This is a genomic window from Herbaspirillum frisingense GSF30, from assembly GCF_000300975.2.
Classification (GTDB): domain Bacteria; phylum Pseudomonadota; class Gammaproteobacteria; order Burkholderiales; family Burkholderiaceae_D; genus Herbaspirillum; species Herbaspirillum frisingense.
This window is the reverse complement of the sequence record NZ_AEEC02000002.1, coordinates 208,450-234,830: the sequence shown is the minus strand read 5'-3', so window position 1 is coordinate 234,830 and position 26,381 is coordinate 208,450. Positions and strand designations below refer to the sequence as shown.

The 26,381-nt window shown below is 59.6% G+C and carries 21 protein-coding genes; 12 read left to right on the top strand and 9 right to left on the bottom strand.

Features of this window, described 5'->3' with window-relative positions; all coding sequences use genetic code 11:
- The 8 genes from HFRIS_RS02495 to HFRIS_RS02460 all read left to right on the top strand — a co-directional run bounded on the left by HFRIS_RS02495 (window position 1) and on the right by HFRIS_RS02460 (window position 8,196).
- Window positions 1–420: an acyl-CoA thioesterase gene (locus tag HFRIS_RS02495; protein WP_006461643.1), complete on the top strand. Its 420-nt coding sequence runs from the start codon at window positions 1–3 to the stop codon at window positions 418–420.
- A 95-nt stretch (window positions 421–515) separates the two neighbouring features.
- Window positions 516–1,661: an ABC transporter substrate-binding protein gene (locus HFRIS_RS02490; protein ID WP_006461642.1), complete on the top strand. Its 1,146-nt coding sequence runs from the start codon at window positions 516–518 to the stop codon at window positions 1,659–1,661.
- Window positions 1,662–1,748: 87 nt separating this feature from the next.
- Window positions 1,749–2,789: a branched-chain amino acid ABC transporter permease gene (locus HFRIS_RS02485; RefSeq protein WP_006461641.1), complete on the top strand. Its 1,041-nt coding sequence runs from the start codon at window positions 1,749–1,751 to the stop codon at window positions 2,787–2,789.
- The gene (locus tag HFRIS_RS02480) at window positions 2,786–4,582 is read left to right on the top strand and encodes a branched-chain amino acid ABC transporter ATP-binding protein/permease (protein WP_006461640.1); all 1,797 of its coding nucleotides are present in this window, start codon (window positions 2,786–2,788) and stop codon (window positions 4,580–4,582) included. The genes HFRIS_RS02485 and HFRIS_RS02480 overlap by 4 nt, the downstream gene beginning before the upstream one ends.
- Entirely contained in the window at window positions 4,579–5,334 is a 756-nt protein-coding gene (locus HFRIS_RS02475) for an ABC transporter ATP-binding protein (RefSeq protein ID WP_006461639.1), read from the top strand. The genes HFRIS_RS02480 and HFRIS_RS02475 overlap by 4 nt, the downstream gene beginning before the upstream one ends.
- A gap of 57 nt (window positions 5,335–5,391) precedes the next feature.
- Window positions 5,392–5,943, top strand: a complete 552-nt coding sequence (locus tag HFRIS_RS02470) for a DUF3237 domain-containing protein (RefSeq protein ID WP_006461638.1) — start codon at window positions 5,392–5,394, stop codon at window positions 5,941–5,943.
- Between the two features lie 14 nt (window positions 5,944–5,957).
- Complete coding sequence (locus HFRIS_RS02465) at window positions 5,958–7,733, top strand: acyl-CoA dehydrogenase (RefSeq protein WP_006461637.1); 1,776 nt, start codon at window positions 5,958–5,960, stop codon at window positions 7,731–7,733.
- Window positions 7,711–8,196, top strand: a complete 486-nt coding sequence (locus tag HFRIS_RS02460; protein WP_006461636.1) for a MarR family winged helix-turn-helix transcriptional regulator — start codon at window positions 7,711–7,713, stop codon at window positions 8,194–8,196. The genes HFRIS_RS02465 and HFRIS_RS02460 overlap by 23 nt, the downstream gene beginning before the upstream one ends.
- A gap of 166 nt (window positions 8,197–8,362) precedes the next feature.
- On the opposite strand, the gene HFRIS_RS02455 is transcribed toward HFRIS_RS02460, so the two are convergent.
- Window positions 8,363–8,761, bottom strand: coding sequence for a hypothetical protein (locus tag HFRIS_RS02455; protein WP_006461635.1), 399 nt, complete (start codon window positions 8,759–8,761; stop codon window positions 8,363–8,365).
- 234 nt (window positions 8,762–8,995) lie between these two features.
- On the opposite strand from HFRIS_RS02455, the gene HFRIS_RS02450 reads away from it, so the two are divergent.
- The 4 genes from HFRIS_RS02450 to HFRIS_RS02435 all read left to right on the top strand — a co-directional run bounded on the left by HFRIS_RS02450 (window position 8,996) and on the right by HFRIS_RS02435 (window position 16,272).
- Window positions 8,996–9,835, top strand: a complete 840-nt coding sequence (locus HFRIS_RS02450) for a M15 family metallopeptidase (protein ID WP_006461634.1) — start codon at window positions 8,996–8,998, stop codon at window positions 9,833–9,835.
- A gap of 762 nt (window positions 9,836–10,597) precedes the next feature.
- Entirely contained in the window at window positions 10,598–14,476 is a 3,879-nt protein-coding gene (gene tssM / locus HFRIS_RS02445; RefSeq protein WP_006461633.1) for a type VI secretion system membrane subunit TssM, read from the top strand.
- Window positions 14,476–15,462, top strand: coding sequence for a type VI secretion system-associated protein TagF (gene tagF, locus HFRIS_RS02440; protein WP_006461632.1), 987 nt, complete (start codon window positions 14,476–14,478; stop codon window positions 15,460–15,462). Before tssM ends, tagF begins: the two co-directional genes overlap by 1 nt.
- Window positions 15,463–15,465: 3 nt before the next feature.
- Window positions 15,466–16,272, top strand: coding sequence for an OmpA family protein (locus tag HFRIS_RS02435; RefSeq protein ID WP_006461631.1), 807 nt, complete (start codon window positions 15,466–15,468; stop codon window positions 16,270–16,272).
- Window positions 16,273–16,353: 81 nt separating this feature from the next.
- Here HFRIS_RS02435 and tssA read toward each other — a convergent pair whose 3' ends face one another.
- The 8 genes from tssA to tssB all read right to left on the bottom strand — a co-directional run bounded on the left by tssA (window position 16,354) and on the right by tssB (window position 26,356).
- Window positions 16,354–17,481, bottom strand: a complete 1,128-nt coding sequence (gene tssA / locus HFRIS_RS02430; protein ID WP_039874039.1) for a type VI secretion system protein TssA — start codon at window positions 17,479–17,481, stop codon at window positions 16,354–16,356.
- Window positions 17,482–17,561: 80 nt separating this feature from the next.
- Window positions 17,562–20,237, bottom strand: a complete 2,676-nt coding sequence (tssH, locus tag HFRIS_RS02425) for a type VI secretion system ATPase TssH (RefSeq protein ID WP_006461629.1) — start codon at window positions 20,235–20,237, stop codon at window positions 17,562–17,564.
- A gap of 63 nt (window positions 20,238–20,300) precedes the next feature.
- Window positions 20,301–21,389, bottom strand: a complete 1,089-nt coding sequence (gene tssG / locus HFRIS_RS02420; RefSeq protein ID WP_006461628.1) for a type VI secretion system baseplate subunit TssG — start codon at window positions 21,387–21,389, stop codon at window positions 20,301–20,303.
- On the bottom strand, window positions 21,353–23,197 hold the full coding sequence (gene tssF / locus HFRIS_RS02415) for a type VI secretion system baseplate subunit TssF (RefSeq protein ID WP_006461627.1): 1,845 nt from the start codon (window positions 23,195–23,197) through the stop codon (window positions 21,353–21,355). Before tssF ends, tssG begins: the two co-directional genes overlap by 37 nt.
- A complete protein-coding gene (gene tssE / locus HFRIS_RS02410; RefSeq protein ID WP_006461626.1) occupies window positions 23,198–23,686 on the bottom strand; it encodes a type VI secretion system baseplate subunit TssE in 489 nt (162 codons plus the stop codon).
- A gap of 138 nt (window positions 23,687–23,824) precedes the next feature.
- Window positions 23,825–24,316: an Hcp family type VI secretion system effector gene (locus HFRIS_RS02405; protein WP_006461625.1), complete on the bottom strand. Its 492-nt coding sequence runs from the start codon at window positions 24,314–24,316 to the stop codon at window positions 23,825–23,827.
- Between the two features lie 34 nt (window positions 24,317–24,350).
- Window positions 24,351–25,844: a type VI secretion system contractile sheath large subunit gene (gene tssC, locus HFRIS_RS02400; RefSeq protein ID WP_006461624.1), complete on the bottom strand. Its 1,494-nt coding sequence runs from the start codon at window positions 25,842–25,844 to the stop codon at window positions 24,351–24,353.
- 11 nt (window positions 25,845–25,855) lie between these two features.
- The gene (gene tssB, locus HFRIS_RS02395) at window positions 25,856–26,356 is read right to left on the bottom strand and encodes a type VI secretion system contractile sheath small subunit (protein ID WP_006461623.1); all 501 of its coding nucleotides are present in this window, start codon (window positions 26,354–26,356) and stop codon (window positions 25,856–25,858) included.
- Window positions 26,357–26,381: the final 25 nt, after the last annotated feature.

Below are 26,381 nucleotides of genomic sequence, written 5' to 3'. Positions count from 1 at the left end.
ATGAGCAAGACCATCATCTATCCGGTGCGCGTGGAATTCGGCGATTGCGATCCGGCCGGCATCGTGTTCTTTCCCAATTTCTTCCGCTGGTATGACGCAGCCTCGCGCAATTTCTTCCACCAGTGCGGGGTGCCGCCCTGGCGCGAGACCGAAAAGACCCGCGGCATCATCGGCACGCCGGTGGTGGACATCAGTTCGCGCTTCGTGCGCCCGGCCACCTACGGCGACCAGGTGGAGGTGCATTCCACCATCATCGAATGGAACGACAAGACCTTCGTGATGCGTCACGAATTGAAACGTGATGGCGAACTGCTATGCGAAGGACGTGACACCCGGGTGTTTGCGATCCGCCATCCGGACGATCCGAACCGCATCAAGGCCATCGCCATTCCGCAGGACATCAGGGAAATGTGCAGCTAGACAGGAATCAGCAGACCAGGCAACAAACGAGGCGGAGCGTCCATGCCCTGCCCGTCATAAATCGATCACTCGATGACAAATACAAGGAGACGGAGATGAAGATGAAACTGGCAATCAAGGCAGGGGTACTGGCTTCCATGCTGGCCTGTTCCGCAATGGCACATGCCGAACTGACCATCGGCGTGGTGATGTCGCTGACCGGCCCAGGATCGGGACTGGGCATTCCGGCCAAGAACGGTTTCGCCCTGTGGCCGGAGACCATCGGCGGGGAAAAGGTCAAGCTCATCATCCTCGATGACGCCACCGATCCCACCCAGGCCAGCAAGAATGCGCGCCGCCTCGTGGCCGAAGACAAGGTCGACCTGATCATCGGCTCGGCCGCTGTGCCGCCCACCCTGGCCATCGCCGACGTCGCGCTGGAAACCCAGACCGTGCAACTGGCCATCTCTCCCATCGAAACAGCCGAGGGCAAGGATGCCTGGACCTTCCGCCTGCCGCAATCGACCGCCGTGATGGCCGGTGGCGTGGTGGAGCAGATGAAGAAGCTGGGCGTGAAGACCGTGGGCTTCCTCGGCTACTCGGACTCCTATGGCGAGAACTGGTTGAAGGAAGTGCAGCGCCTCACAAGCGCCGCCGGCATCAAGATGGGCACGGTGGAGCGCTTCTCCCGGGCTGACACCAGCGTGACGGCGCAGGCCTTGCGCGTGGTCAGCTCCAACCCGGATGCGGTGCTGGTGGTGGCCTCCGGCAGCGGCGCGGCCATGCCGCACAAGGCGCTCATCGAGCGCGGCTACAAGGGCAGGATCTTCCAGACCCATAGCGCCGCCTCGCGCGACCTGATCCGCCTGGGTGGCAAGGATGTGGAAGGTTCCTACGTCATCTCCGGCCCGGCCGTGGTGCCGGAGGCGCTGCCGGACAGCAATCCTTCCAAGAAGCTGGCCATGGACTTCGTCACGCGCTACGAGAAGCAATTCGGCGCCGGCACCCGCAACCTGTTCGCAGCCCATACCTACGATGCCCAGCTGGTGTTGCAGAAGGTGGTCCCGGAGGCCCTGAAGAAGGCCAAACCCGGCACCCCGGCCTTCCGCACCGCGTTGAAGGAGGCGCTGGAAAACGCCGGTCCGATCCAGATTTCGCAAGGCACGCTGAACTACTCGCCGAAGGATCACTTCGGTCTGGGTGACGATGCCCGCATCATGCTGACCATCCAGAATGGCAACTGGAAGGTAGTCAACCCCTGACGCTGCGCCAACCGTTGCGGCGGCACGGCTTGATTGCAGACCGTGTCGCCGTTGTTCCGTGGAATTTGCCTGTTTCGCTGACTACTCATGGATTCTTCGATTGCCGCCATCCTCACCCTGGATGGCCTGACCAACGGCATCGTCTATGGCCTCATCGCCATTGCGCTGGTGCTGGTGTTTACGGTCACCCGCATTCTCTTCATTCCCCAGGGTGAATTCGTCGCCTATGGCGCCTTGACCCTGGCCATGCTGCAGCAAGGCCAGCGCCCCGGGCCGCTGTGGCTGCTGCTGGTGCTGGCGGTCTGCGCGGCGGTCATGCAGGCCCTTGCGCTGCTGCGCTCGGGGCAGGCGGCACTGCTGCCGCGTGCGTTGCTGGGCACGCTGGGCTTGCCGCTGGCGGTGGCCGCGCTGGTCTGGTGGGCTGCGCCGCAGCAGTTTCCGCTGCCGGTGCAGGTGCTGCTGACGCTGCTGCTCATTACCGCGCTGGGGCCACTGATGTACCAGGTGGTGTTCGAGTCGCTGGCCGATGCCAGTGTGCTGCAACTGCTGATCGTCTCGGTCGGCATCCACCTGGCGATGACCGGGCTGGGGCTGGTGTTCTTCGGGGCCGAGGGCTTCCGCACACCGGCCTTCTGGGATGCGCGCTGGAACCTGGCGCAGCTTACGCTGAGCGCACAGACGGTGGTGGTGGTGATTGCCGCCGTGGCACTGCTGCTGGCATTGTGGCTGTTCTCGGGGCGCACGCTGTATGGCAAGGCGCTGCGCGCCACGGCCGTGAATCGCCTGGGGGCGCGGCTCATGGGGATCTCCACGACGCTGGCCGGCAAACTGTCCTTTGCCGTGGCAGCGTTTATCGGTGCTCTGTCGGGTGTGTTGATCGGCCCGATGAGCACCATCTTTTATGACTCGGGCTTCCTGATCGGGCTGAAGGGATTCGTCGCCGCCACCATCGGTGCGCTGGCCAGTTTCCCGGCGGCCGCTGGAGGCGCGCTGCTGGTGGGATTGCTGGAATCCTTCAGTTCCTTCTGGGCCAGCGATTTCAAGGAAGTGATCGTCTTCATGGCGCTGCTGCCCATCCTGCTGTGGCGCTCGCTGGTGACACCGGCGCATGACGAGGACGAGGAATGAGCATGATCAACAAACGACTCCCGCTCTACGTGCTGCTGATCGTACTGGCACTGTTCCCGCTGCTGCCCACGCCGCAGTTCTGGGTGATCCAGGCCAACTACATCGGGCTGTACGCCCTGGTGGCCATCGGTCTGGTGCTGCTGACCGGTATCGGCGGCATGACGTCCTTCGGCCAGGCGGCTTTCGTCGGCATGGGGGCCTACACCACCTCCTATCTCACCACGGCCCATGGTGTTGCGCCCTGGCTGACGCTGCCGCTGGGCCTGCTGATCACCGGCGTATCGGCCTATGTGCTTGGGCGCATCACCTTGCGCATGTCCGGCCACTATCTGCCACTGGCGACCATTGCCTGGGGTATCAGCCTGTACTTCCTGTTCGGCAAGGTGGATTGGCTAGGCAAGTACGACGGCATTTCCGGCATTCCACCTCTGCAACTGGCGGGCGTGGATCTGGCTGGCGAACGCCACCTCTACTATCTGATCTGGATCATCGTGCTGGCGGCGGCCTGGGTCTCGCTGAACCTGCTGGATTCACGCGCTGGCCGCGCCATCCGTGCCCTCAAGGGTGGCCGCTCGATGGCCGAGGCCATGGGCGTGGATACCGGACGCTACAAGATCCTGGTCTTCGTCTTCGCGGCGCTGCTGGCGTCGGTCTCGGGCTGGCTGTTCGCGCACATGCAGCGCACGGTCAATCCCTCGCCGTTCAGCCTGGCGATGGGCATCGAATACCTGTTCATCGTGGTAGTCGGTGGCATCGCCCATATCTGGGGTGCGCTGCTGGGTGCGGGTGTGCTCAAGCTGCTGTCGGACCAGTTGCAGGTGTTGCTGCCCGCGTTGCTGGGCGACGCCGGCAGTTATGAAACCATTGTCTTCGGGCTCATCCTGATCGTGCTGCTGAAGTACGCCCGTGGCGGCTTGTGGCCCTGGGTGCGCGCCCTGTGGCTGCGCGCCTTCCCGCCGGCGCCGCAGCCGCTGCGCGTGGTCAGCGCCGCCCCCATGGACAGGCGGTCGGGACCGACACGTGGCGCGCCGCTGTTGCAGGTGGACCAGATCAACAAGCGCTTCGGCGGGCTGGTGGCGGTCAACGATGTGTCCTTCAACGTCAAGGCCGGTGAGATCGTCGGGCTGATCGGTCCCAATGGCGCGGGCAAATCGACCACCTTCAACCTGGTCACCGGACTGCTGCATGCCAGCGGTGGACGCGTAAGCTTCAACGGACGCGACATCGCCGGTCTGCCGGCCCGTGCCATCGCCCGCCTGGGGATTGCACGCACCTTCCAGCACGTGCGCCTGCTGCCGGGCATGTCGGTGCTGGAGAATGTGGCGCTGGGCGCACACATGCGTAGCCAGCAGGGCTTCCTGCGCAATACGGTCAATGCCATGCTGCATCTGGAGCGGGTTGAAGAGAAGGCCTTGCTGGATGAGGCCGCGCGCGCCCTGCATCGCGTGGGCCTGCAACACCTGATGCACGAGCAGGCTGGCAATCTGGCACTTGGCCAGCAACGCATCCTGGAAATTGCCCGCGCCCTCTGCTGCGACCCGCTGCTGCTGTTGCTGGACGAACCGGCGGCAGGCCTGCGTCACCTGGAAAAGCAGGCGCTGTCCCGGGTATTGCAGGAGCTGCGCAGCGACGGCATGAGCATCCTGCTGGTGGAACACGACATGGAATTCGTCATGGAACTGACCGACCACATCGTGGTGATGGAATTCGGCGCCAAGATCGCCGAAGGCACGCCGCAGGAAATCCAGCGGCATCCGGCCGTGATCGAAGCCTACCTGGGTGGAATCGAATGAGCGAACTGGTCCTCGAAGTCGCGCAACTGCGCGCAAGCTATGGCAAGGTGCAGGCGCTGCACGACATTGATCTCAGACTCGAACGCGGCAGCATCGCCACCGTGATCGGCCCCAATGGTGCGGGCAAGTCGACCTTGCTCAACGCCATCATGGGGGTGCTGCCGGCGCAGGGAACGGTGCGCTATCACGGTCGGGCGGTGGAGCGCTGGACGCTGGAGCAGCGTGTCATGGCCGGTATCGCGCTGGTGCCGGAGCGACGTGAACTCTTTTCCAGCATGAGCGTGGAAGACAATCTTCTGCTGGGCGGCTTTCGCCGCCTGCGCTTGCGACAGGCACAGCCGATGGATCAGCTCGCCACGGTCTTCGAATTATTCCCGCGCCTGAAGGAACGGCGCAGCCAGCTGGCCGGCACGCTCTCGGGTGGCGAGCGCCAGATGCTGGCCATCGGACGCGCCATGATGGCCAAGCCGGAACTGCTGATGCTGGACGAACCCAGCTTGGGACTGGCGCCGCGCATCGTCAAGGAAATCCTGCAGATCGTCTCCGAACTGCGCACCGCAGGCATCTCGGTGCTGCTGGTGGAGCAGAACGCGCGCGCCGCGCTGCAGACCGCCGATTACGGTTACGTGCTGGAACTGGGCAAGGTCAGCATGCAGGGAGAATCGGCACGGCTGGCCGGCGATCCGCAGGTGATCCAGGCCTACCTGGGCTTTGGCAAGAAGGCAGAGGCCGAGGTGGTGGCCGCTTCCTGAGCGTTGACGCTTTCTGCACCACCGCATGACAAAACAACATAGAAAAAGGAGACCACGATGAAGAAGCTGTTCCTGCTGCTGGCCGCACTGACGCTATCCTTCCAGGCCCATGCGGCGAGCGATGCCGACAATACCGCGCTCACCCCACCGCAACCCAAGTTGGCCTTCCTGGCGCGCTTTTCTGTGGACCTGGTGGCGCCGATCTGGGAACTGGGCAAGACCTCGGATCTGGGCAAGCGTCGCATCATTCCGATCACCGGCGGCAGCTTCAAGGGACCGCTGATCAACGGTGAAATCCTCAACAACGGTGCCGACTGGCAGACCGTCACCGCCGATGGGCTGGCCATCATCGACACCCGCTATCTGTTGAAGCTGGACGATGGCGAACTGGTCTATCTGCAGACGCGGGGTGTGCGTTACGGCCCGCCGGAAGTGATGGCCGAGGTGGCCAAGGGCAAGCCGGTGGATCCCTCGCGCTATACCTTCCGCCTGTTCATGAACTTTGAAACCGCTTCCAGGAAATACGATTGGCTCAATCGCGCCATGGGCGTGGGATACGCCATGCGGCTGGGTAATGCGGTGGTATATGACGCCTACCTGCTGAACTGAACGAAGCGGAAAGAATGACGATGCACTATACGCCGCCCCTGCGCGACTTCGCCTTCGTGCTCGATGAGGTATTGCAGGCGCCGCAGGTCTTGCGCGCCTTGCCGGCGCATGCGGAAATCGATGGCGAGCTGATGCGGCAGGTACTGGAAGAAGCGGGCCGCTTCGCCGCCCATGTCGTCGCGCCGCTCAACGCTATCGGCGACCGCAAGGGCTGCCGCTTCGAGCGCGGAATGGTGAGCACACCGCCCGGATTTGCGCAGGCCTATGCGCAATTCTGCGAAGCCGGCTGGCCGGCGCTGGCCTGCGCGCCCGAACACGGCGGCCAGGGTCTGCCGCACGTGCTGGACTGCGCGCTCTATGAAATGCTCAGCGCCGCCAATCATGGCTGGACCATGTATCCCGGCCTGTTGCATGGCGCCTATGCCTGCCTGGCTGCGCATGGCTCGCCCGAACTGCAGGCGCGCTATCTGGAGAAGATTGCCAGTGGCCAGTGGCTGGCGACCATGTGCCTGACCGAAGCCCAGGCCGGTAGCGACCTGGGACAGTTGCGTACGCGTGCGCTGCCACAGGCCGATGGCAGTTATCGGCTGACCGGGGACAAGATCTTCATTTCCGGTGGCGAGCACGACCTGACCGACAACATCGTCCATCTGGTCCTGGCACGCCTGCCCGATGCAGTGCCGGGCAGCAAGGGACTTTCGCTGTTGCTGGCGCCCCGCGTACTGCCCGATGGCAGTCGCAACGGCGTGCAGTGCACCGGCATCGAGCACAAGATGGGCATTCACGGCAGTGCCACCTGCAGCCTGCATTTCGAGAACGCGCAAGCGTGGATGGTGGGCGAGCCCGGACGTGGACTGGCGGTGATGTTCGTGATGATGAATGCGGCGCGCCTGCATGTGGGTGCGCAAGGCGTGGGACTGGCCGAAGCAGCCTGGCAGCGCGCTACCGCCTATGCGAAGGAGCGCCGGCAATCACGCGCGCCGGGCGCTGCCGGCACCGATGTCATCCTCCGCCATCCGGCAGTGCAGAAACTGTTGATGGAACAGCGTTGCCGCATCGAGGGCGCGCGCCTGTTGACCTGCTGGGCGGGTCTGCTGCTGGACCTGGCGGAGCACGATGCCGATGCCACGCTGCGCCGTCGCCATCACGAGCGGCTGGAATTCATCACGCCGGTGATCAAGGCCTTCCTGACCGACCAGGGCTTCCAGTGCGCCAGCCGGGCCTTGCAGGTGTTCGGCGGACATGGCTACGTGGTCGAGACCGGGATAGAGCAGTTCATGCGCGACGCCCGCATCACGATGATCTATGAGGGGACCAATGAAATCCAGGCCATCGACTTCCTGATGCGCAAGGTGCTGGCCGACGACGGCCAACGGCTGCACGATTTTCTGACGCTGGTGGAGGCTGATATCGATGGTGCGGCAGGACTTGTCGAGCAAGGCCGGTTGCTGAAAACCGCTGTGGATAATTCAAGGAGGTTCGCCACCGGGATTGCGAACGCGGCCCGGGAGATGCCCGCGTTTCCCTATTACGTGGCTGACGAGATGCTGCGCCTGACCGGACATGTGGCGCTGGGCTGGATGTGGCTGCGGGCGGGGTGCCGGGCGTTGTCGGCGCTGGACTCGGACCCGGTCTGGTACGGCAGCAAGCGGGATGCCGCGTGCTATCATTTCGCCTTTGTATTTGCGGAAGTCCAGCAGTTGTCCAGCGTGATCGAAGGCTGCCTGACAACCGGCCTGCCGCCCCTTCCAACCGACCTGGACCACCATGCTGCCCAAGAAGCCGGCTGATTTCGATTCCGACGACGGTGCTGCCGAGAATGCGGCGCTGGACCAGCAACTGCTATTGAGCCTGGTCGGCTACAACTGCCGCCGCGCCTATATCACGATCATGCCGCTGTTTGAAAAGCGCATGGCCAAGTTCGCATTGCGGCCGGTGGATTTCACGGTACTGAGCCTGTTGAAGGCCAATCCCGACATCAACCAGAAGCGCCTGTCCAAGGCGATCAACGTCTCCCCACCCAATCTCGCCACCTTGCTGGACAAACTGGAGCAGCGCGGCCTGGTGCTGCGCCAGCGCAACCCGCAGGATCGCCGCTCACAGGTCCTGGCCCTGACCACTGCCGGCATGCGCATGTGTACCAAGGCCGAACAGACCGCCGTCGAGCTCGAAATGAAGGCGACCGAGATGCTGTCCGATGACGAGCGGGCACAATTGATTGGCTTGCTGCAGAAGATGTTCTTGCCGCAGTAACGACGACGGATGAAGGTGTTCGGCTTCAGAAGCTAATGCGCCAGTCTGCATTTTCTGTCAGGAGCACGGTCAATGCTCCTGACTCTCTCCCCGCCGCCGCTGCGTTTTTTCCATGAGCTGCGGCCGTGTTATTACCTGCGTATGTCCGGCTCACCTTGCCCCGGCGTCAACGCTTCGCGTCAGGCGCCTTCTTCGATACAGTTGGCGGTGGAGCGAGTCCCTCCTCCAGAGCCTTGGCCAAAGGCCCTGAATCACGCGTCCCCTCCCCTTCGGGCAGAGGATGATCTACGTCATCCGCCGGTTTTTTCACGCTCGCTGCATGGGTGGCTTCAGATACCGTCCGGGCCCGTTCCGACTCGGCTGTTGCCATGGCTTTCAACGGGCTGCTATCAAACCAGTTGAATGGCAGCGTCATGCCTGCTGCCATGGCCGCAATGGCTGCTACAGCGAAGATAGCCACTGACGTCAACAAGGCCAGCACAACTATCGTGCGACGGCGCTTTGGCTTGCTGCCACCGACCAGATCGCCGGTCTCCATTTGCCCTTTGGAAATCGAATCGAGCATGCGAACTTCATCAGTGATGGGAGTATCCGATGCTGGCATCAGGCTCGGCCTTCGGGGGGATGATTTTTCTTGATTCGGGGACTGCAAGGCCGTTCTCCTGATAATTCAATTCAATAAGATTTCTGGGTTTATTGATTTTCTGCTCTGTACCAGAACAGATCAATTCCAGAAGTGTGCTGGCTTCGCACGACCGCTAGGACAATGCGTTGACCACAACAAAAAGGGGACGTCGTCGTGCTGCTTTTCCTCATTACTGTCTATCTGCTCATCACCGGATTCGTGATGTGGCTGCTACTTTTTCCATCCGGCCGCATGCGGACTTTACGAATTATCCAGGGCTGCCTCGCCAGCTTCTCCACGATATCGAGGCGTTGGAAATCAAAGAGAGAAGAAGTGGTTTCAGGAACCAAAATCGGCGTGCGCAGCTCCCTCAACGCGGGCATAAACTATGCGAGTAGAAACTATAAATTACTATCCGCTATGGTTGCCTTATTGACCGCTCCAGCAGTCATTGGATATCTCTTAAGTGGCAAGCCTATGCTAGACAGCTTCGAAGATAGCAACCGGACATCGGATTCCAAGATTGCGGAACTTTTAAAAGGCGAGCAACTCGTACCACCTCCACCGCTTCCGCCGGACATGTTTACCACCGCGGAAGTCGTCAAGGTTCGACCCATGCTGGTCTACGCCAGCCGCAACTGGCAATTGCTTAACGCCGAATACGCGCAGCGCCTGCTACTGGTCTTCAAGATCATGAAGGAAAGGCATGGCTATGAGATGGTGCTCATCGAGGGATATCGCAGTCCCGAGCGACAGAACATGCTGGCGGGGTTCGGAAGCAGCGTCACCAATGCGGCGGCCTTCCAGAGTTATCACCAGTACGGACTCGCCGGTGACTGTGCCTTCGTTCGGAACGGCAAGCTGGTGATCAGCGAGAAGGATCCGTGGGCGATGGAAGGCTATCGTCTCTACGGCGAGGTGGCCGGGTCGGTGGGGCTGACCTGGGGAGGAAACTGGAAAATGATGGATTTCGGCCATACCGAATACCGGATGCCGGGCGTGATGAAAAGGTAGACCGCTGCCATCGTCACGTGCCAGGCAGCCCGATGAAAGATCGCAAGAAATACGGGGGATACACCATGAACACGCCAATCATTCATACACGATACCAGGCTGCACACAGCCGCGGCATCAGCGCGCGCGCCGGCAAGTGCGGTCGTCCGCCCTCCTGCTGCGACGAACTGCGCGGCGCCAGCTAGCGCAGACACCACATATCGGGCGGACAGACCGCCCACATCAGGGGCTGGGATCAATAACAACAATAAGAGAACAAGAACGTGAACACTGATGCCTACATGGTCAAGATGCGCCCTCCTGAACCGCGCAAGCTTTCCCGACACCGGGATGATGTCCGCCACCCGCTACCTTGCCACCGGGCCCGATGCAGACCTCGTCCTGTACCGGCTCCAGCCGACTCCATCATTCATTGATATCAGCCTGCTTCCGGCGCAATTCCGGGACCGATCGGCTACGCCCTGCACCCGCCGCTCGCCTGGCCGCGCCGACACGGATGAATTTCCGCGGAATCTGCACCCGCGGGATAGATGCAGGCCATCCGCCAGAGAACTGAACAACGTATCCGTAACTCGCTTCATCAATGGGTGTGAGATACGTTCTGATTGCCAGATCTCCTCAGACCATTGGACCGAAAGGCAACTGGGCCAGCCTCCGCCGTCTACGTACGCGCCGTCTTACGCCTTCCCACGAGGGCCGAGCCGATGATGCTCAACGCTGCGATCACATGACAAAAAACCTCTAGCAGAAATCCCCAACATCATGAAACGAATCTGGCATTTCCTCACCGATAAACGCACCCTCTTCATACTCGGGTTCGTCGCCTTCGCCGTCTTTCTCCTCCTAGCCGCCGATCAGTTGGAGATTGATCTGGCCTGGGTTCTTCTCATCCTCGGCGTGTGCCTGCTGGTAGGGCTGGCCTTCTGGCTGCTCAAACGGGCAAAGGCGCGTCGTGCGGCAAACAAGCTGGAGGACGCCCTGGAGAAGCAGGCGACACAGTCACCTCCGGCCAGCAGCGACGAGGTTCAGCGCGACGATGTCGCGGCCCTGCGCCAGCGCATGCTGGAGGCCATCAATACCATCAAGACTTCCAAGCTGGGCCAAAAATCGGGTACGGCGGCGCTATATGAACTGCCCTGGTACATGGTGATCGGCAATCCGGCGGCCGGCAAGAGTACGGCCATCGCCAACTCCGGTCTCCAGTTCCCGTTTGCCGACACGGCCGGGAAAATTGTTCAGGGCGTAGGCGGGACGCGTAATTGCGACTGGTTCTTTACTACCGATGGCATCCTGTTGGACACGGCCGGCCGCTACGCGGTCTACGACGATGACCGCAAGGAGTGGTTCAGTTTCCTTGGTTTGCTCAAGCAGTATCGCAAACAGGCCCCGATCAATGGGATCATCATCGCCGTCAGCATCGCCGATCTGACCGGCAATGACCCGCAGTTCTCGGTCACGCTGGCCAAGAACCTGCGCCAGCGCGTGCAGGAACTGACCGAGAAGCTGGAAGTCTTCGCCCCGGTCTACGTGGTCTTCACCAAGGCCGACCTGATCACCGGATTCAATGAATTCTTCCTCGATACCGAACGCAGCGAGCGTGATCGGGTGTGGGGCGCTACCCTCACCTATGACCGCCAGCGCGGTGGCCAGGATGTCACCAGCTTCTTCTCGGAGCGCTTTGATGAACTGTATGCCGGACTCAAGGAAATGAGCCTGGCCAACATGTCCGTCAGGCGCGGCGAAAATCTGGCGCCTGGCGTATTGACGTTCCCGCTGGAATTCTCTGCCATCAAGGGCACGCTGCGCTCCTTCGTCTCGACACTGTTCGAAGACAATCCTTTCCAGTTCAAACCGGTCTTCCGTGGCTTCTACTTCACCAGTGCCTTGCAGGAAGGGGAGACGGTAAGCTCCTCATCCGAACGCATCGCGGAACGTTTCGGACTGACGCTGGAGAAGAAGCCCGAGCGCGCGATCATCTCCAAGCATGGCTTCTTCCTTCATAACCTGTTCAAGCAGGTGATCTTTGCTGACAAGCAGCTGGTGTCGCAGTACACCAGCCGCAACAAGATCCGGCTGCGCTATGTGACCTTCTTCGGTGCCGTCACCCTGCTGGGTGCCCTGCTGGGTGGCTGGAGCTGGTCGTATATGGGCAATCGACAACTGCTCATCAATGTCCAGGCCGATATGGACAAGGCCATCAAGCTCCAGGACAACCGGCTTGACCTGCAGTCACGCTTTGAGGCATTGGAACTGCTGCAGGATCGCATCGAACAGCTTGAACATTACCGCAGCAGCCGCCCGATTTCGGTCGGATTGGGGCTATACCAGGGCGATCTGCTGGAGCGCAAGCTACGCGAAGAGTATTTCGCCGGCATCAGGGAGATCATGCTCAAGCCGGTCGCTTCCAACATCGAAACCTACCTGATGGAAGTGAATGCCAACGCCGGAAAGCTGGAGCCCATGTCGCGTCCGGCGCAGGCAAGCGCCGTGACTGCAGTCGCGGACGCCAGCGCACAGTCCGCCCCGGCGTTGCGCACCTACAAGGATAGCTCGGCCACCAACGTGGAGGATGCCTACAACGCCCTGAAGACCTATCTGATGCTGGCCGACAAGCCACGTGCGGAATCCGGCCACCTGAGCGACCAGATCACCCGTTTCTGGCGTGGCTGGCTGGAGGCCAATCGCGGGACCATGCCGCGCGAGCAGATGATACGCAATGCCGAACGGCTCATCAGTTTCTCGCTGGAGCAGATCAACGATCCTTCTTGGCCGACGGTCGAAAACAAGCTCACCCTGGTCGACCAGACGAGAGAAAACCTGCGTCGCGTGGTGCGCGGCATGCCGGCGCGCGAGCGTGTCTACGCGGACGTGAAGGCCCGAGCCGCCACCCGCTTCGCTTCCGTGACGGTGGCGCGTATCGTGGGCGACAAGGACAGAGAGCTGGTGATGGGCAGCTACGCAGTCCCCGGCACCTTTACCCGCGACGCCTGGAACAAATTCGTCGGCGATGCGTTCAAGGATGCTGCCAACAGGGAATTGCAAAGTGCCGACTGGGTATTGAAGACATCCTCCAAGGACGACCTGACATTGGAAGGCAGTCCCGAACAGATCCAGAAAGCCCTGGTAACGCAGTACAAGGCCGAGTATGCGCGTGAATGGCAGAAATTCCTGCAAGGCGTGAGCATTCTAGAACTGCGCAACCTGGACGACGCCACCAACGCCATGAACCGCCTTGGCGATCCCGTCACCTCACCGATCAACAAGGTGATCAAAACCGTCTACGAGGAAACCTCCTGGGATAACCCTTCCATGGTGTCGGCAGGCGTGGCCACCGTCAGCAATGGTTTGACGGGGTGGGTCAAGGAAAACATCCTGCGTCGCTCACCGACGCCGATCGCCGTGCCAACGCCGAACCAGCTCAATGGTGACGGCACAGGCGCAATGGGGGCTGTCGGCCAGGAATTTGCCGGAGTGGCAAGACTGGTGGCCAGCAAGGACAAGGGAGGCTCATACATGAGCGGCTACATGGATAACCTCTCCAAGTTGCGCACCCGCCTCAATACCATCAAGAACCAGGGCGATACCGGCCCGGGGGCCAAGCAGCTGATGCAGCAGACGCTGGAAGGTACAGGTTCCGAGCTGTCCGATTCGCTCAAGTTTGTCGATGAAGAAATGCTGCCCGGCCTGAACGACCAGCAGAAGGCCGTGCTGCGCCCCCTGTTGGTCCGCCCGTTGATCCAGGGCTTCAACGCGCTGATCCTTCCGACCGAAGGAGAAGTCAACAAGATCTGGCGTGCCCAGGTCTACGAACCGTTCCAGAACAATCTGGCTGCCAAATATCCGTTCTCCCCCGCATCCAAGATCGAAGCCAATAGCGGCGAGATCGGTACGGTCTTCGGTGAGAACGGCGCGATCGCAAAGTTCGTGAACACGGCGATGGGCCCCTTGGTGGTACGACGCGGCGACGCCTTGTCCCCACGCAGGTGGGCCGACATGGGCATCAACCTCTCGCCGACCATCACGGGCAGCTTCGCTGACTGGATCAATACCTCAGGTAGCGCCGGCGGCGGGGGCGCTGCTGGCGGCGCCGGCGATGGCCAGACGGTATTCCAGATCCAGGCGCAACCAGCACCGGGTGCGCTCGAATACTCCATCGAGATCGACGGTCAGCAACTGCGCTACCGCAATACCCAGTCGCAATGGACCAACTTCATCTGGCCCAATCCGCAAGGCGCGCCCGGCGCACGCGTGACGGCCGTAACCTATGACGGCCGTACGGTGGAACTGGCGAATCAGCCTGGCCGCTTCGGGCTGGAACGGCTGATCAACAGCGCACAGCGCAAGCGCAGGGACAACGGGATCTTTGAATTGTCGTGGACCAGTGAAGGAGTGACGGTCGCGGTCAATCTGAAGATCATCAGCAGCGCTGCGGTCACCGGCAGCGGCAATGGAGCTGCCCGTGGAACAGCAGCGCTGCGTGGTTTGAAACTACCGGAAATCATCGTCGGTAGCGCGCCATCCAGTTCCGACGTTCACTCCGGCGCGACCTCTGCCTCCTCACCGGTCAAGCAGGCCGGCGCAATGACGGGCGATCCGGCGACACTTCTGCAGCGTTCGCAGATCGACATGGGGATGAAATAATGAGCCGCACCAGCACACCGATCCGGGTCGGCTATTTCGGCAAGATCCCTGCGCGCGGAGACTTCATCAAGGCCACCGACAATGCCGCACTGATCACGCTCCTCGACAACTGGCTGGCGCAAGCCATGGAGCTGCTTTCCAACGATCCACGCTGGAAGGATATCTATGACGCGCTCAAGCCACTGCATTTCGTCGTAATGGGTCCTCGCAGTCGCAGGGCCGTCGCCGGCCACCTGCGCGCCAGCGGGGACCAGTCGCAACGTCGCTTCCCGTTTATCTCGATGAGTACCTTCGATGTGGACGACCCGATTGCCTTTGTCAATCACAGTGCGATGATCCTGTCACGGCTCTGGTCACGCCTGGAAATGCTGACCGACGATGTATTGGATGCGTCCGACCCGGGCCCACCGCTGCAGGCGCTTACTGCGGCCGAACTTGAGCTGGATATCGACCGCACCGGGTATAGCGCCATCTTTACGGATTTCCTGGAACTACAGACCTTGGCGTCGCTGGGGCAGCTGTTGCAGCACGCAGGATTCCAGGGCGACCTGCGCCACCTGCTCCTGGCTCTGGGTCTGCTGTTACATCCTGTGATGACGAGTACTTCAAGCCGCCTGGACAAGAGCCTCATCCTGCCACTACCGCACGACCCGCTCTATCGTGGTCTGGTGACCAGTTTCTGGATGCATCTTCTGACACCCTTTCTGTCGCGCGCCGATTTCGAATTGCTGCTATTTCAGACCAGTCTGCGTGGGAAACCATGCATGTTTCTGGGATTTTCCGGAGCCTCCCCGCGCACACTGCACGCGGTCATCGACAGCGGGTCAGGCGCGGAGCACAACATTGCCTTCGACAAGGCAGACTGGGTCGAAGAGCATGTGTACAGCGGCCCCGGCATCCAGAAACTGTCCAGCTACCTGACTCATCCCGACCTGTCGTTGAAGTCGGTCATGGGCTCTTTCCATCAAGCCTTCATTGGTGCCTGAATCATGAAAACTTCTCTCCCGCAATTCGCCCCACGCATCGCGCTGCTGGGGGCAGCACTCCTGATCACCGGTTGGGGTCACGCCCAGAACATCGCGCCACCGGTTGCCACACCCGCTCCCGGGCAGGTTCTGGTCACCGGCACGGTCCCGGATGAGGCCAGCAAGTCCGCAGCCCTGGCACGGCTTCGGGAAATCTACGGTGCGGAACGCGTGGTAGACCAGATCGCCATCGGACAGGTCGTATTGCCGGCCAACTGGAACACTCACGTACAACGACTGATTTCCTTCAATCTCACATCGGTCAGTCGGGGGCAACTGAAGATCGACGGCACTACGGTGAGCATTTCCGGCGAAGTCGCCAACGAAGCCCAGCGCCAGAATATCGCCAGCGCCATGACCACCAGCCTCAACTCGACCTATACGATCAATAACGCGCTACGCGTGCCGGTCTCCGAACAGGGGGTATTGGATACATCCCTGGGCAATCGAGTGGTCTCCTTCGAAAGCGGCCAGGCTGCCTTGACGCCAGAAGGCAAGCGCATCCTGGATGAGATCGCTGCCACGCTGCTCACGCTCAAGGGACGCCGGGTGGAAATTGTCGGCAATACCGACAACGAAGGTCTGCGCGCCAGCAACATATCGCTCTCGATGGCGCGCGCAGAGACGGTCAGGAGTTACCTCAACGGCAAGGGCGTGGACGAACGTCTGCTGAGCACATCGGGACAAGGTCCGGATCGCCCGGTCGCGTCCAATCTCACCGCCGAAGGTCGCGCCAGGAATCGCCGCATCGAATTCCGTATTGCAAAGTAGCGCAGCTCTCGGTGACCGTAAAAAAGCGGAACTGGTGAACCAGTTCCGCTATTCATTTCGCCGCTACCCGTGACGCACAAATCATTCGGCCGTGGGCGCCTGCAGTCCCAGCAGTTCTTCCACATGTGACAGCGCCGCATTGTCCTTGATGACGGTCTTGAGCCACGCATGCAGGGGCATCTCTCCCCACTGTGCCGCCTTGTCGGCTAGATGCGTGACGGGACTGTGAGGTTCCGTGCGCCGGAAAAATTCCGCTACGGCACGCAACTGCGCAATCGCCTCTGCCCGGTTGCGTATGGGACCACCGTGGCCCGGCTGCGCATTGGCATGGACGTTAGTTTCCTGTCGTGACGCAAGCATCGGCGTGACGGCTTCGTCCTTCAGTCGCGTCTCACTGGATGCTGCCGAGCGCAGACCGGTATCGGCGGCAAAGCGGATCAGGGTTTCATGTACCTGAGTCAATGCCTCGCGCGCCGCTGAAAAACCGGGACCATCGAGGCCCAGGCGCTCATCCACAGACTTCTCCAGCTGAGCAAGAGATTGCAGACAATACAGGCCATCGGCCATCATGGCTTCGTAGAATGCATGCGAACTGCGCTTACGGGCCGCATCCATCGTAGCCAGCTTGACGCCCTCTTCCGGCCTTCCGCCCTCTGTTGCAACCCGTTCCGCATTGGCGGCGCGAGAGCGTGCTGCTTCGAAGTCCAGCAGGGAGAAAGCTGTTCCCCGACCCTCCGTCAGCGGGATCTCGCGTGCCATCTGGACCGTACGCGAGAGGAGCCACGTCAGGTTACCGATGCGCAGGTCATGATCTCCATCCTCCGAGGGAGGATAGAGATGATCCCAGTACTGATCGAAGAGCCCGGCCAGCAGAAGGAAGCCATCACCCAGTCCACGCATTGCCCGCGTCTTGCAAGCCGCCTCGCAGTACCACACCACCAGACGCAGATCCTTGCTGCGCGTTTCGATCAACTGCGCGCATCGCTGTTCGACAAACGCCCAGTCCGCTTCCTTGATATCGGTAACCCATTCACCTTGGTCAAGGGTGGGATCATCGAAGCGCCGCGCCTCAACGATGACGTCCAGATCGGCACTGAAGGAAAGGTCCTCCCCGCCTGGTTGCTTGTCATTGATGGGCTTGAGCAAATGGGCGATGGCGACAGTGGCAGGGGTGTCTCCCCCTAAGGAGTTGAGAATCGGCATTTTCATGAGGGCCAGGTTGATGGTCGGTATCTGCTTGGTTTCTGATCGGGGACGCCTGAAGCGCGCCGGTGCGTGTCCCGTAGCGCTTACTGGATGACGTACTTGAAAACGCCTTTCTTGCTGGCCGACACCTTGATACGACTGATGCCCTGCGCTTCGGCCATGCGTGCCAGCACGCTCCCAGCGATCTCGGGCAGCAGGCTGCCGTTAAGGATATTGTCCACATTGCGCGCGCCGGAATCGACCTCCGTACAACGGGCCAGCACGGCATCCACCAGGGTCTTGTCGTAGACGAATTCGGCCTTGTGATTCGCTTCAATGCGCTTGGCGATGCGCGAGAGCTTGAGCTCGATGATCTTCACCAATATGTCATCAGCGATCGGGTAATACGGAATCACCTTCAGCCGCCCGAGGAAGGCTGGCTTGAAGGCCCTGACCAACTGCGGCCGGATCAGGGCGTCAAGTTCATCAGGAGTGGGCAGCTCGTCGCTGACCTTGTTCAGGCAAGCCTGCATCATCTGCGCAGAGGCGACATTGCTGGTCAGAATGATGATGCAGTTCCTGAAGTCGATCTGACGCCCCTCACCGTCGTCCAGTACACCCTTATCGAAGACCTGGAAGAATAGTTCCAGCACGTCCGGATGGGCCTTCTCCACTTCATCAAGCAAGACCACGCTGTAAGGGTTGCGACGTACCGCTTCGGTCAGCACGCCCCCCTCGCCGTAACCCACATAGCCTGGAGGCGAGCCTTTGAGTCCCGAGACCGTATGCGCCTCCTGATACTCGCTCATGTTGATGGTGATGAGCTTGCGCTCGCCGCCATACAGCACGTCAGCCAGCGTCAGGGCGGTCTCGGTCTTGCCTACCCCGGAAGGACCAACAAAGAGAAAGACGCCCTTCGGCTTGCCAGGATCATCCAGATTGGCCCGAGAGGTGCGCACCCGCTGAGCAACGGCATCCGTCGCGTGTCGCTGACCGAGCACACGCTCCTGAAGCAAGGTATCCAGACCGAGTACGGTCTTGATCTCGTCCTTGACCATCTTGCCCAGCGGGATGCCAGTCCAGCCGGCGACGATCTCCGCCACGACCTGGCCGTCGACCTGCACGGGCAGCAGCGGAGTCTCACCCTGATACAGCCTGATTTTATCCATTAACTGTCGCAGCTCGGCGCGCGGCTGGGTAGGATCTTGGTCCGGACTATCTGCCTGCGTCTGCGTCTCCAGCGTGGCGCGAAGACTCTGTATGCGTTCATTGAGCTCACGTTCCTGCTGCCAACGGGCCTTCAACTCCTCCAGATGGGCCAGCGTTTCCACCCGCTGTCGATTCAACTGGGTCAATCTCGCCTCATGGGCGATATTGATGGCCGCCTCGCGTTCCAGGGCGAGCACTTCGGCGTCGATCTCTTCCAGTCGTCGATTCATCCCCCCCAGCGATGGCGGCGTGGCGTTCTGTCCCAGCGCAACCCTGGCACAGGCCGTATCAAGCACGCTCACCGCCTTGTCCGGGAGTTGCCGACCGGTGATGTAACGGTGAGAAAGTCGCACGGCCTCCTTGACTGCCTCGTCATAAATGCGTACGCCGAAATGCTTCTCCATCAAGGGCACCATCGCCCGCAGCATGGCACAGGCTGTTTCCTCATTGGGCTCTTCGACCTTGATGACCTGGAAGCGCCGCGCCAGGGCGGCGTCCTTCTCGAAATACTTCTTGTACTCACTCCAGGTCGTCGCGGCGATGGTACGCAACTCGCCACGTGCCAGGGCCGGCTTGAGCAGATTGGCGGCATCGTTCTGGCCAGCCTGTCCACCCGCTCCGATCATGGTATGGGCCTCGTCGATGAAGAGAATAATGGGATGCGGGCTTCTCTTTACTGCATCGATCACGTTCTTGAGGCGGCTCTCGAATTCGCCTTTGACGCTGGCACCGGCCTGCAACAAGCCCATGTCCAGAGTGTGGATCTCAACACCTTGAAGAGCCTGCGGTACGTCGCCACGGACAATGCTCAGAGCCAGCCCCTCGACCACCGCAGTCTTGCCGACACCGGCTTCCCCGGTGAGAATCGGATTGTTCTGTCTGCGACGTAGCAGGATGTCGACAGCCTGCCGGATCTCGGCATCGCGCCCCACCACCGGATCAATATTTCCAAGACGGGCAAGCTGCGTCAGATTGATGGTGTATTGATCAAGCACTGCCGTCTTTCCACTGGACCCCACCTGCATTTCACCGACAGGATCACCCTGTGAGAGTCCACTATCTTCAGGCGCTGCGCTGTACTCAATACCTACAGTAGACTCAACCGACCCCACCGTCAGCTTGCGCAGGTCATGCTTGATCTGTTCAACCTTGAAATGGGCGAATAGCCGGGAGCCTCGATAGGCTAGCTGTGATAGCTCGCTATGGGTCAGCAGGGCAAGCAAGAGATGTCCGCTGCGGATCTGCGGATTGCTGCCTTCCAGCGAGGCGATCAGCCACCCATGCTCGAACAGGGTCTGCAAGTGGGGGGAAAGGACTGGCGTGCGCGTATTTCCATTCTTGAAGCTGGCGATCTCATACTCGAGATCAGTCTGCAGGCTATCGCTACTGACCCCGCTTTGGTGAGCAATCAGACTGAAGTCGGATTGCGGCTGTTCCAGCAAGGCGAGGAACAAGTGTTCCAGGTCGACTTCGTACTGCCCGCGTGACATGCACAGCGTGGCGGCACGCTCAGTAGCCATGCGGCTGGTTTCGTTCAGTTTGCCGATCAGCGATTTCAGATTGATGCCCATTCTGCTTTTTCCTTGTCATATTGACCGCGGTGCGGCCTGAATTTTTTCTTTTCACCCACACGGTCAATGCAAGGTGACCTCGTACTGGATATCGGCGCGATCCTGTGTTTCCGGCTCTGTGGAAATGAATGCATCCCAGCCTAGACGACCGCCATTACCAGTGCTACCTAGGGTGACGCCACGTACGTCCCGCGCAAGCAGGATCAGTTGGATCTCGTATTCCAGCGCAGCGCCAGTAAACAGACCAAGCAGCCGTGACAGCGCCAGCGCGCCCCCGCCTCCGGGTAGGAACTGTTCAAATTTCTCTATCTGTAACGGTCCGATAGACAGCCGCATGCGCAAGTCGCGTTGCCAGACCCGCTCGCCTGCCATTGCCTTGCCGAGCAAGGAGTTGGTCGATCCGAGGATGGTCTGGTGCTCTCGCGGAACGTGGTACCAGTCTCCCGCAAATTGCATGACTTCCAAAGGAACCGAGAAATAGTCGGCCAGTACCCGCTGCATATAGAACGCCGATGCCGGACGATGCCGCAGGGCCCCAGCGAAGTGCGCCAACGATTCGTCTCGCACCCCTTTACCATCGCTGCCATACAGCCGATGGTGCAGTGAGCGGAAGCCCAGCCCGGCCACCGACAGCAATAATGGAAGGAAGGTATCGCGGCGCCCGGCCTCGTAATGGAAGGCCACCCGGTACTTGCACCACGCCTGATAGAACAAGGCTAGTGATCGTGAGGAAAACGTATCGAGAAAGGCGCGCGGTCCTTCGTCGCGCTGCTCCAGCAGATGTCGTGCGACGCGTTCCGTGTAATGTGCTGGCAGAGACCCATTTCCGCCCAGGAAACCCATGAATGTCGGCGTGATCTGGACATACTTCAGCTCGCCATTGAGAAAGGACTTCCTCAATTCATCCGCCGAGCACGGCACGCCATTTCGTGGCGGATAGGTCTCGATATGCTCTATCTCGCTGGCAGGAAACGCGAGCAAGGTACGATTGGCGAACCGCAGGAAGTCGCATACTGCTCGTTCATGTGGCACGCCATTGCGCTTGAACCAGAGTTCGATCATGCGCACTGCCTGAAAAAACTGAAAGCGATGAGGAGTGGAGAATATCCTCTCGATCACGCTAGGTTCAAATCTCCGCTGCGTGGGCTGCATCTCAGCAATTCCTCCCCTGTTCTTTTTGATAGCACGGTCAATTGGGAAAAGCTGTTGGCCTGGACATATAGCCCCATAAAGCGATCGATGAGGCCTGCAAATGCATGTAAGCCGCTACCGACGAAGCCATCCTCATCCACCGTCAACCTGATCTCGATACCGCGCACCAGACTTGCAAACGGGTTACCTGGCAGCCATGCCGCGGCAGCCTTGTGTTCAATCGCTGAAATGGCGCTGATCTGGCGTTGTGAAATAGGTGAATTGGATTGGTCATAGAGCATCAACATTTCCTGAAAAGCTTCCAGCCCGCCCTGCATCAAGGAGAGATGATTGAGCGACAGATGGGAAATGAGCCGCCACTGGGCGCCTCTGCCACGTTTGAACCGTAAGGGATGGGTCGGCTTACGCAGCAGAGCGACCTTTCGTATTACGCCACCGCCTTCCATGCTCAAGTCCCCGCCGGGCAGACCATAGGTCAACGAGGCAGGAAGATCCCGATTGGAACAGGTCAGCTCAAGACTGATCGTATCCGTCTCGACCTTGGCGGGATCGAAGTCGATATCGACGATGGAAATCTCGGTTTCGTGGCCCGGACTTTTCAGCGCAACCAATTCGTCCCGTCGCATTACCCAGTAATGCCCATCGTGCTCAGGAGATTGCCCATGACGCAAGGAATAGAAAGGCCGGAATTGCGTGAACGATTCACCCTGCGGAGTTTGCCTGATGAGCTGTACCGAATTGATTGAATGTACCTGGTATCCGAACGAGTGGCGTCCGTCGACCAGTACAGGATGATAGGCACCGGCATGTGTCAATCTGATCGGGTCGCCGGCCTGGGGGAACAGATTGATCACCGGCGTACAGCCCAGCAAGATGTTGGAATTGCTGATGCTACCCAGTTGTCGCGCAATGTGCGAGTCTGCGCGCAAGCCCGACAGCCCGAAATGTATGGTAAATCGCCTGACATCGGAGGGCAGTACCGCGAAAACGGGATTGAGATCGAGATCGAAGAAGTTGAATTTCTCAGGAAGGGCAAAATACTCCGTCAGCAGTCGATATGCGGGGTGCGATTGGGCGGGAAAATCGATGAGCGCATCCTCCTCGGCAAAACCTACCTCTGCCAGCGGCGGCTGGCGCAGCGCGATCCACCGACCGTTCCCGGATGCTTCGACCCAGGCAGCCTCGGTACGCATGAAAAGGCTGTCGCGTAATGCCGCGCAGAATGAAGCCTCTCCATCTATGAACAATCTTAACGAGGCCAATCCGAGGGACGTAAAGGCCACGTTATCTGCGATGGTTTCGAAGGTGAGCGACAGCGAGGAGCTGATCCCGGGCTGCAACATCACGGCCTCCGGCGCGTCGATAATGGGCGCGAAGGTCACCTGAGACAGACGGATCGGCGCTATCGACACATCATAGGCAGTCCTGAATCTGCAGACGATACCCTTGACCTGGCCGCTCGCCAACAAGCTGCCTCGGGGGATTTGTGTGGTCGCAGTGAGCTGATCTGCCGAGGCGAGATAGTCCATGCGCGCAATCGAGCAGGACGGAAACGGGCGCAAGTAGTGAGGATACAGGACCTCGAACAGTGCCTCGGTAAACTCCGGATAGTCATCGTCGAGGCGCTTTGACACGCGCGCGTTGAGCAGTGCGTAGGACTGTATCATGCGCTCGATATGCGGGTCTTCGCATACCTCGCCGGCCATCAGCAGCCCGCCGGCGATCTTGGGATAGCGCTCTGAAAAATCACGCGAATAGCGTCTCAGGAAGCTCAGTTCTCTTTCGTAATAGGGAAGCAAATCCTGCACTTACACTCCAATGCGGCTTGGCCGCGCCTTGCTGATCGAGTATTGCAGCGTAGATGGCTGCAGCACTGCGTCGAAATTGACCGCCTCTCGCGCAGCATTGACGACCAATAAAGCGCTGATGGCGAAGTTGAGCCGATTGATGGACCCCTCCTGTATTTCCAGATTGGCGAGCACATTTTGCAATCTGGGTTCGTGCCGTGATATGGATTGCTGCAGGGCCTGGCAGATAGCCATGCGATCGTCCATGCTGGCCAGGCTCAAGCCGGCGAAATCACTTAGACCGTAGGCAAGAATGGACTGGCTGCATTCCGGATAGCTATCCAATAGCTCGTCAGAAATAACCGAACGCGTATTGAGCATGGCTTCAAGATCGCGCGCAACGGCATCCTTGAGTTCTTCCATCGAAAATCGGGTGACTACTGGACTGATCGTAGACCTCGCCCCGTCATTCATCAGTTTGTCGAACAGACTCGGTGCAAAACCCTTCATTTGCGCTTACCCAATTTAAAAAGGTCGTCGAACGCCATGTGTTCAAAAAAGGGACATCCGCCTGAAAGTCAGGCGGATGTCATAGGGACAGGCGAAATCCTGTTCTTTTTACCTACAGTTCATTTCGTCTGGATGGAATCAGATGACCTTGTTGGTCGCGAGGTCCCAACCGCCCGAGGTGTTACCAGCAGCACCACCATCCTTTTTCTGTTGCGTGTACTTCCACTTCACGGAGGAATACTTCAGACCAACCCTTTCGCCAAGGATCTCACCCGCCTCGATGGAGGGCTTCACGCTGCTGATCATGACGTTGGTCAGTTCGATTTCGAAGTAGCGCACGCGCTCGCCCTTGCCATCGGCACGCATGAATTCGAACTTGGCCTTTGCAATGGTCTTGCCCGACGAAGAATTTTGCAGCAGCAGCGGCGATGCCAGATCGGCGACCTTGGTGAGCACGATGTCTTTGTGTTCGCAGCGCTCCGCAGTATGGCCGCCGCCGGTCGATGCCGTCGCAGACTTCGGCTGCAGAACTTCCCAGTCTACGGTCTTGCATTCGATCCAGTCCTTGTGCAGGTCATCAGTGGATTCACCCTTGATGCCATCGATTTGCAGATAAACGTCAATTGCCATAACTCATCCTGTAAATATGAGGTAGGAAAAATAGTTAGGATTTCCCTGCCTGCGGCAACTCCGCAACCAACCGAAGCGAAACAGACAGTTCATCTAACTGAAAATGCGGACGCAAGAACGACACGGCGCGATAAACACCCGGTCGTCCCAGCACTTCCGACACCTGTACCGAAGCTTCGCGCAGCGGGAATTGCGCTTTGGCCTCTTGCGTGGCGTTGTCATCCAACAGCACGTATTGCGCGATCCAGCGGTTGAGGAAGTCTTCGACATTTGAGGCGGCAGCGAAGCTACCGATCTTGTCGCGCATCATCGATTTCATGTAGTGAGCGATGCGGGAAACTGCGAAGATATATTGCAATTGCGAGGATAGAACGGCATTGGCGTTCGCTGCGTCCGTGTTGTACTTCTTGGGTTTCTGCGCGGACTGGGCGCCAAAGAAAGCTGCATAATCAGAGTTCTTGCAGTGGACCAAAGAAATGAACCCAAGATCGGAAAGCTCTTTCTCGCGGCGGTCAGTGATCGCGATCTCGGTAGGACACTTCAATGCCACCTCTCCTTCATCGGTCTTGAAGGTGTGTGTCGGCAGGTCCTCGACCAGGCCACCACCCTCCACACCGCGAATAGCGGCGCACCAGCCGAAGTCCTCGAACGCCTTGGTGAGCTTGGTTCCGAACGCGTAGGCAGCGTTGCACCACAGATATTTGGAATGGTCAGTGCCATCGACATCCTCGACGAAATTGAAGCCCTCTACCGTCGTTCCGTCCTTTGGATTGAAGGGCAGGCGTCCAAGGAAGCGCGGTAGCGTCAGTCCAACATAGCGTGAGTCCTCGGATTCGCGGAAGGACTTCCACTTCGCATACTCGATGGTGTCGAACACCTTGGACAGATCACGAGGCTTGCCCATATCGGCATAGCTTTCAAGACCGAATAACTCGGGCGAGGCTGCCGTAATGAAAGGTGCATGAGATGCTGCTGCGATACGCGACATCTGCTCGATGAAGTACATGTCTTCCGGCTGACGGGTGATCTCGAAATCACCGATCAGCGAGCCAAAAGGCGCTCCGCCAAAAGTACCAAATTCTTCCTCGTAGACCTTCTTGAACATCGCGCTCTGATCGAACTCCAGTGCCGAATTGAAATCCTTGACCAGTTCCTTCTTGGTTGCGTTAAGGAGCTTGATCTTCTGTCCCTCCCCCACAGTTGTGTTACGCACCAGGTAATTCAGGCCGGTCCAGCTTCCTTCCAGTTTCTGGAATTCCGGAGCATGCATGATGGCACTTACCTGATTGGAGATCAGTCGATCCACTTCTGCGATACGCGCATCCAGGGTGACGGAGAGATTCGGCGATACGACCACGTTACCTTCCATCACCTGACTGACCAGTTCAGCGATGAGGTCTTTGGCACGATTGTGCTCAGATGCGGATTTCGCGACCTTGCTTTGTTCGACGATATCATCCAGCAGAGTGCCGCCGGCGGCAGTGGGCAAAGCGCCTTGAGCGACTTCGTTATTGATTTGAGCAGACATGCAGATCTCGATTATTTGGTGGTTTGCTTGCTGAGCTCTGCGAGCTTTTCGGTACTGCTGAGCACATCGTTGAGGATATCTTCGAGCTTGTCGTTACCAGCGATCTTGTTACGTAGATCCGCCAGTTTGGTACGCGCCTCGAGCAGCTTGCGCAAGGGTTCGACCTGCTGCACCACCGATTCCGGCCGGAAGTCCTCCATCGAACGAAACTTCAGTTCCACGGCAAACTCCCCACCGGCGTCGGAGAGCTCGTTAGCGACACGATAGACAGCGCGCGGCTCCAGACCCTTCATTACCTCATCGAAGTTATCCGAATCGATATTGACGAACTTGCGGTCTTTCAGTCGAGGCTGGGGCACTTCCGAATTGCCACTGAAGTCGCCGATCACGCCAGTGACGAAGGCAAGCTCTTTCTTCTCGATGGCGTCGCCAATTTCGACGTCATATGTCATCTGCACACGCGGAGGTCGCACCCTTTGCAGCTTCTTCTGAATACTTTCCTTTTTCGACATTTCTTCTCCGTTTCTGGTTTGGTCC

What these genes read in the sequence shown, in the direction of transcription:
- tssM (WP_006461633.1), top strand. Translation starts at nt 10,598, where the DNA reads ATGAAACGAATCTGGCATTTCCTCACCGATAAACGCACCCTCTTCATA.
- HFRIS_RS02485 (WP_006461641.1), top strand. Translation starts at nt 1,749, where the DNA reads ATGGATTCTTCGATTGCCGCCATCCTCACCCTGGATGGCCTGACCAAC.
- HFRIS_RS02470 (WP_006461638.1), top strand. Translation starts at nt 5,392, where the DNA reads ATGAAGAAGCTGTTCCTGCTGCTGGCCGCACTGACGCTATCCTTCCAG.
- HFRIS_RS02460 (WP_006461636.1), top strand. Translation starts at nt 7,711, where the DNA reads ATGCTGCCCAAGAAGCCGGCTGATTTCGATTCCGACGACGGTGCTGCC.
- tssA (WP_039874039.1), bottom strand. Translation starts at nt 17,481, where the DNA reads ATGAAAATGCCGATTCTCAACTCCTTAGGGGGAGACACCCCTGCCACT.
- HFRIS_RS02490 (WP_006461642.1), top strand. Translation starts at nt 516, where the DNA reads ATGAAGATGAAACTGGCAATCAAGGCAGGGGTACTGGCTTCCATGCTG.
- tssH (WP_006461629.1), bottom strand. Translation starts at nt 20,237, where the DNA reads ATGGGCATCAATCTGAAATCGCTGATCGGCAAACTGAACGAAACCAGC.
- HFRIS_RS02480 (WP_006461640.1), top strand. Translation starts at nt 2,786, where the DNA reads ATGAGCATGATCAACAAACGACTCCCGCTCTACGTGCTGCTGATCGTA.
- tagF (WP_006461632.1), top strand. Translation starts at nt 14,476, where the DNA reads ATGAGCCGCACCAGCACACCGATCCGGGTCGGCTATTTCGGCAAGATC.
- HFRIS_RS02455 (WP_006461635.1), bottom strand. Translation starts at nt 8,761, where the DNA reads ATGCTCGATTCGATTTCCAAAGGGCAAATGGAGACCGGCGATCTGGTC.
- HFRIS_RS02465 (WP_006461637.1), top strand. Translation starts at nt 5,958, where the DNA reads ATGACGATGCACTATACGCCGCCCCTGCGCGACTTCGCCTTCGTGCTC.
- HFRIS_RS02475 (WP_006461639.1), top strand. Translation starts at nt 4,579, where the DNA reads ATGAGCGAACTGGTCCTCGAAGTCGCGCAACTGCGCGCAAGCTATGGC.
- HFRIS_RS02435 (WP_006461631.1), top strand. Translation starts at nt 15,466, where the DNA reads ATGAAAACTTCTCTCCCGCAATTCGCCCCACGCATCGCGCTGCTGGGG.
- tssE (WP_006461626.1), bottom strand. Translation starts at nt 23,686, where the DNA reads ATGAAGGGTTTTGCACCGAGTCTGTTCGACAAACTGATGAATGACGGG.
- HFRIS_RS02405 (WP_006461625.1), bottom strand. Translation starts at nt 24,316, where the DNA reads ATGGCAATTGACGTTTATCTGCAAATCGATGGCATCAAGGGTGAATCC.
- tssB (WP_006461623.1), bottom strand. Translation starts at nt 26,356, where the DNA reads ATGTCGAAAAAGGAAAGTATTCAGAAGAAGCTGCAAAGGGTGCGACCT.
- HFRIS_RS02495 (WP_006461643.1), top strand. Translation starts at nt 1, where the DNA reads ATGAGCAAGACCATCATCTATCCGGTGCGCGTGGAATTCGGCGATTGC.
- tssG (WP_006461628.1), bottom strand. Translation starts at nt 21,389, where the DNA reads ATGCAGCCCACGCAGCGGAGATTTGAACCTAGCGTGATCGAGAGGATA.
- tssC (WP_006461624.1), bottom strand. Translation starts at nt 25,844, where the DNA reads ATGTCTGCTCAAATCAATAACGAAGTCGCTCAAGGCGCTTTGCCCACT.